This is a genomic window from Nocardia macrotermitis, from assembly GCF_009604405.1.
Lineage (GTDB): Bacteria > Actinomycetota > Actinomycetes > Mycobacteriales > Mycobacteriaceae > Nocardia > Nocardia macrotermitis.
Window position 1 is genome coordinate 1 of record NZ_WEGK01000040.1, and the last position, 4,622, is coordinate 4,622.

Sequence of the window (4,622 nt, forward strand, 5' to 3'; positions counted from 1 at the left end):
ACGCGATCGCGGTGTGCAACCGGGGATTCGAGGCGATCCGGGCCGCGGGTGCGGTGATCGTGGCCACCTCGGGCAATCACGATTCGCCGACCCGGCTGGGTGCGCTGGGCAGTTTCGCCGCGGCCGGGGGTTGTTTTCGGGGCCGGCTCCGTGAGCGCGGAGTTTGTCGAGGTCGTCCTCGGTGATCGCCTTACTTGCTTTGGCCAGTTCGACGAGCTTGCTACGCCTCTTGGTAGGGGGGAGGTCCGGGACCTCTAATAGGGTGCTGAGTTGTCCCAGCACTCCCTTCACCGCAGTGTCCCGGATGCCTACGTACCTGGAATGTCCGGTTTTCTTGAGGGCTTCTGCGATCGCGTAATTGGTGGAGTACCCGAGGGCTGCGTATGCCGCGAGTGTGCGTTGATGGGCGGTGACCGTGGCCGTTTTGCCGTTGGTGAGTGTGATCTCTTTGTTGTTGGTGATTATGAGTTCGTCACGGTCGATGGTGGCGGTGTGTTCGAGGGGCGGGTTCTTTTGTGTTGGGGGTGCGCGTGTGGTGGCGATGTTGGTGGTGTTGGTGGGGTCGGGGTCTGTCGTGTAGTCGGTGTCAGGGTTGAGGTTGCTGAATAGGTCGAATGCGTTCATCCATTCTTTGTGTGTTGTGGGGAACGGGTGTGTTGCACGGCCGAGTTGTTGATCGTTGTCGTCGCGTTCGAGGGGGGCTCTTTGGTTGAGCGCCCCTGTCTGCTTGGCCCATGCTATGAGAGCGGTGCGCCCAAGTATATGATCGGTGTTGATTCCTATTTTTTGGCGCAGTGTTCTCATGGAATTTCTTACTGCGCTGTGACTGGTCTTCTTGAACTTCGGATCTTCGCTTTGTTGGAGGGTGTTCGCGATCTCTTCGTCGGTGTGTCCGGCGACGAGGTATCGGAGGTAGGCGTGTTCGTGTTCTGTGAGTGTGATGGTGGTGCCGGTTTCGTAGGTGTTGTCGTTGTTGTGGCGTATGTGAATGGCGGGTTGGCCGGGCTTGTTGTGGTAGTGGTGTCGGGTGGTGTCGGGGTGTTGGATGGTGAAGTTGGTTGTGTCGGTGAGGTTGATTGCGGCGATGAGGGCGAGGGGGGTGTTGCCGTGGCCGAGTAGTCGGTTGGTGGTGGGGAAGGGGGTGTTGGGGTTGCGGAGTGCTTCGATTTCTTTGTCGAGTAGCTGGGTGCGTTGTTCGGTGAGCTGGGTTTCGAATTGTGTGTTCGCGTCGATGACTGCGGCTGTGGCGATGTTGTCGGGGTGTGTGGCCAGGAATTTCTGGTATCTGGTCAGTTGGGCGATGCGTTCGTGGTCGAGGGTGTCGTTGGTGATGTGGTGGCGGTAGCGGTCTCGGTTGGTCTCGAGGTGGTGGGCGAGTTTTTCGCGTATGTGTTGTGGGTCTGTGTTTGTTATGCGGGCGGTGGTGGCGATGAGTGGGTGGTGTGTGCCGGGTTCCACGTGGTTCCAGTGCACTGGTGTGGTGCCGGTGGATGTGGATGTGGGTGTGGCGGGTGTGTGGATGATGACTGGGTTGTTTTGGGTGTGGTCGAGGGTGTTGAGTGTTGTTCGGATGGGGTTGTCGGTGTTGGTGTTGGTGGTCGTGGTCCAGTGGTGGGGGCCGTCGGGTGTGGAGAGGTGTATGTGGGTTCCGGGGGGGAGTTCGTTGTAGTCGAGTCTGCGTGCGAGTTCGAGGGTGGTGTCGAGTGTTTCGAATCCGTTTGTTCGGGTCGTGGTCGGTGCGGGGGGGTTGGTGGTGTTGTCGGGGTTCGCGGGGTTGTCGGTGTCGTCGGCGGCGTTCCGTGTGAGTTCCCCTGTCTGGATGGCCCATGTTCTCAGCGCATCATATCCCGCCTTGCGAGTAGCCTCGATTCCTACTTTTTCGCGAAGGTCGTACAGCGATCCATTCACCGCCTCGACGGGGAAATTCGTGATCCCCGCGATCTCGGTGAGCGATTGCCCGTCGACGAGGTGTGTTAGGTATCTGCGTTCGTTTTTGGTGAGTTTTATGGTGGTGCCGGTGTAGTAGGTGTTGTCGTTTTTATGGTGTATGTGGATGGTGGGTTGGTTGGGTGTGTTGCGGTAGTGGTGTTGGGTGTGGTCGGGGTGTTGGATGGTGAAGTTTGTGTGGGGAGTGAGGTTGATTGCGGCGATGAGGAGTAGGGGGGTGTTGCCGTGGCCGCGTAGTCGGTTGTGGTTGTCGTAGTAGTCGTAATTTGTGTTGCGGAGTGCGGAGATTTCGTTGGCGAGTGTTTGTGCGCGGTGTTCGCTGAGCCAGGTATTGAATTGTGCGAGGTGTTCTGGGTTGGATTCGTCGAATTTGTGTGTGTACAGGTATTGGTTGTAGACGTCGCGTTGGTCTTCGAATTTTCCTTCGTAGCTGTCGTTGGTGAGGTGTTGGAGGTAGAGCTGGGAGTTGGTTTCGAGGTGGTCGGCGAGTAGTTCGCGAATCTTTTGTGGGTTGTTTTCGCCTGCGATGCGGGCTGCTGTGGCGATGAGGGCGTTGCGTGTGCCGGGCGCGACGGGGTTCCAGCGGGTGGGCGGAGTGGTGGTGGTGTCGGGTTCGGGTTCGCGGATCGATGGGATCTCGTTGCCGCGGTATATTCGGTCGCGGAATTCTCCTATCTCTTCACGGGTGATCCAGTTCTGCGCCAGAGCCGCGTTCACGATGATCTGGTTCTCCTGCCCGCTCTCGAACCCCAGATTTTTACGCAGTGTCATCTGCGAGAATTTCACCGCGTCTGTGGAGGTGTTCGCGTAACCGTCGCCGAGGTGGAGTTTTGCGGCTTCCGCGATGTCCTTGTTGGTATTTTTTTCGAGGATGGCGGCGAGCATCAGGTAGTGGTACGCGCGTGATGTTTTCTTGGGTCCGGCGGGGGTTGGCTGTGGCCCGGTGTTGTGTGGTGCGCCGATGAGGGTGGTGGCGAATGTGGTGGTGTCGGTTGGGGGGGCATCACCGTGGGTGGGGTTGCCGTCGTGATCTGCCCGGGTCCCGGTGTGTGTGGTGGGGTGACGGTTGTCGAGTTTCGCGAGGTCCTGAATTTTTTTGATCTGTTCTGGGGTGAGTAGCCCGGGTACCGGGGTGAGTCGCCCGGTTACGGCGAGTTTCTTCAGGAGTTCCCCACGTCCGGGTAGACCTCGCTTGGCTGTGATACCCATGGTTTTGTTCAGCGGCAACAGCGAGTTCGACACTTTTTTGGAGTCGGCGTCGGCGATCCTGTAGTCGGGGTCGGTGCTGTTCTTGGCAGCGTTCGCGATATCCACGTCTCTGGTTTGGCCGGTGTCGGCGTATAGCGCGGCAGCGTGTGCTACGTATATGCGTGCGACAGGGCCGAGTTCGAACCTGGGCTTACTGTTGTCGTGTGCTTGGTTTTCGGTGGGTGTGGTGTCGTCGATGTTGTCCGGGGTGTCGACTGTTTGATTCTGTGGTTGCCCGTCGGGGAATAGGTGGTCGAGTTCGTTGTTTATCTGATCCCAGGTGGGGGGTGGTGCTTGGGTGTCAGTGGCGGTGTGTGTGGCCGGGCGGCGGTTGTCGCGTTCCGCGAGGTCCTGAATTTTTTTGATCTGTTCCGGGGTGAGTAGCCCGGGCACGGTAGTGATCCGTCTGGTGGAGACGAGTTTCTTGACGAGTTCCCCGCGCGTGGAAATTCCACTCCTGCCTTCGATTCCCACGTCTGTGGCCAACCTCAACAGCGAGTGTGTCACTTTGCTGATGGTGGCGTCGGCGATCGTGTAGCCGGGGACTTCGCTGTTCTTGGCGGCGTTCGCGATAGCTTTGTCTGTGGTTTTTTCGGTGTTGGCGTATAGCGCGGCGGCGTGGTGCGCGTATATGTGTGCGGTCGGGTCGAGTGGGGGCATGGGCGTATCAGGAGCGTCTGCCGGGGAGTCGGGTGTCGGGGAGTCGGGTGTCGGGGTGTCCGGGGCATCGAGTTTCATCAGGCGCCAAATTTGGTTGATCTGTTCCTGGGTGATCACCCCGTTCACTGGAACGATGAATCCCTTTTTCAAGAGATACTTCACGAGCTTCACGCGTTCGCTCGAAAATTGGTTCTCCGGTGTACTCAGTCGTTTACCAAGATTTTGCAGCAGTAGGCTTACTGTGCCTCTGGTGACAGATTTTCCGGTTCTCTCGACGTCGCGTCGGATATCTGCGTCGATTATATTCCCGGTGTTGGCGTATTGTGCGGCAGCGTACAGTGCGTATATGTGTTCGGCGCGGTGGACTGTAATCCTGGTCTCGGGGTTGTCGTGTGTGTTGGTGTCGGGTGTGCCGAAGCCGAATTCGGTGAAGTCCAGCATCGTGGTGTCGGCGGCTGGTATTTGCCTGTCGATTTCTTCGAATGTCGATGGCCGGTCCCCCGGTGCCGAAGAGGAGGGGCCTGCGGGGTCGAATGTGTAGTCCGTCGAGTCGGTGATGGTGAGGCCGAGTGTGTGGTCGATTGTGGTGAAGTCTTGTTCCCATTGGGGGGTGGTGGGTTGGGTGGGTGTGGTTGTTTCGGGTGCGCCGATGAGGGTGGTGGCGAATGTGGTGGTTGTGGTGGGGTCGTTGAGGGGGTGGTTGGGGATGAGGGTGGGTTGGGCTTGGGGTGTGTAGGTGGTGGTGGTGATGGTGGTGGTGTCGGGTG

General features: G+C 58.7%; 1 pseudogene. It reads left to right on the forward strand.

The window, feature by feature from the left end:
* Positions 1-131, forward strand: a pseudogene (locus NRB20_RS38805) (exonuclease SbcCD subunit D); the annotation flags it as partial.
* Positions 132-4,622 lie beyond the last annotated feature (4,491 nt).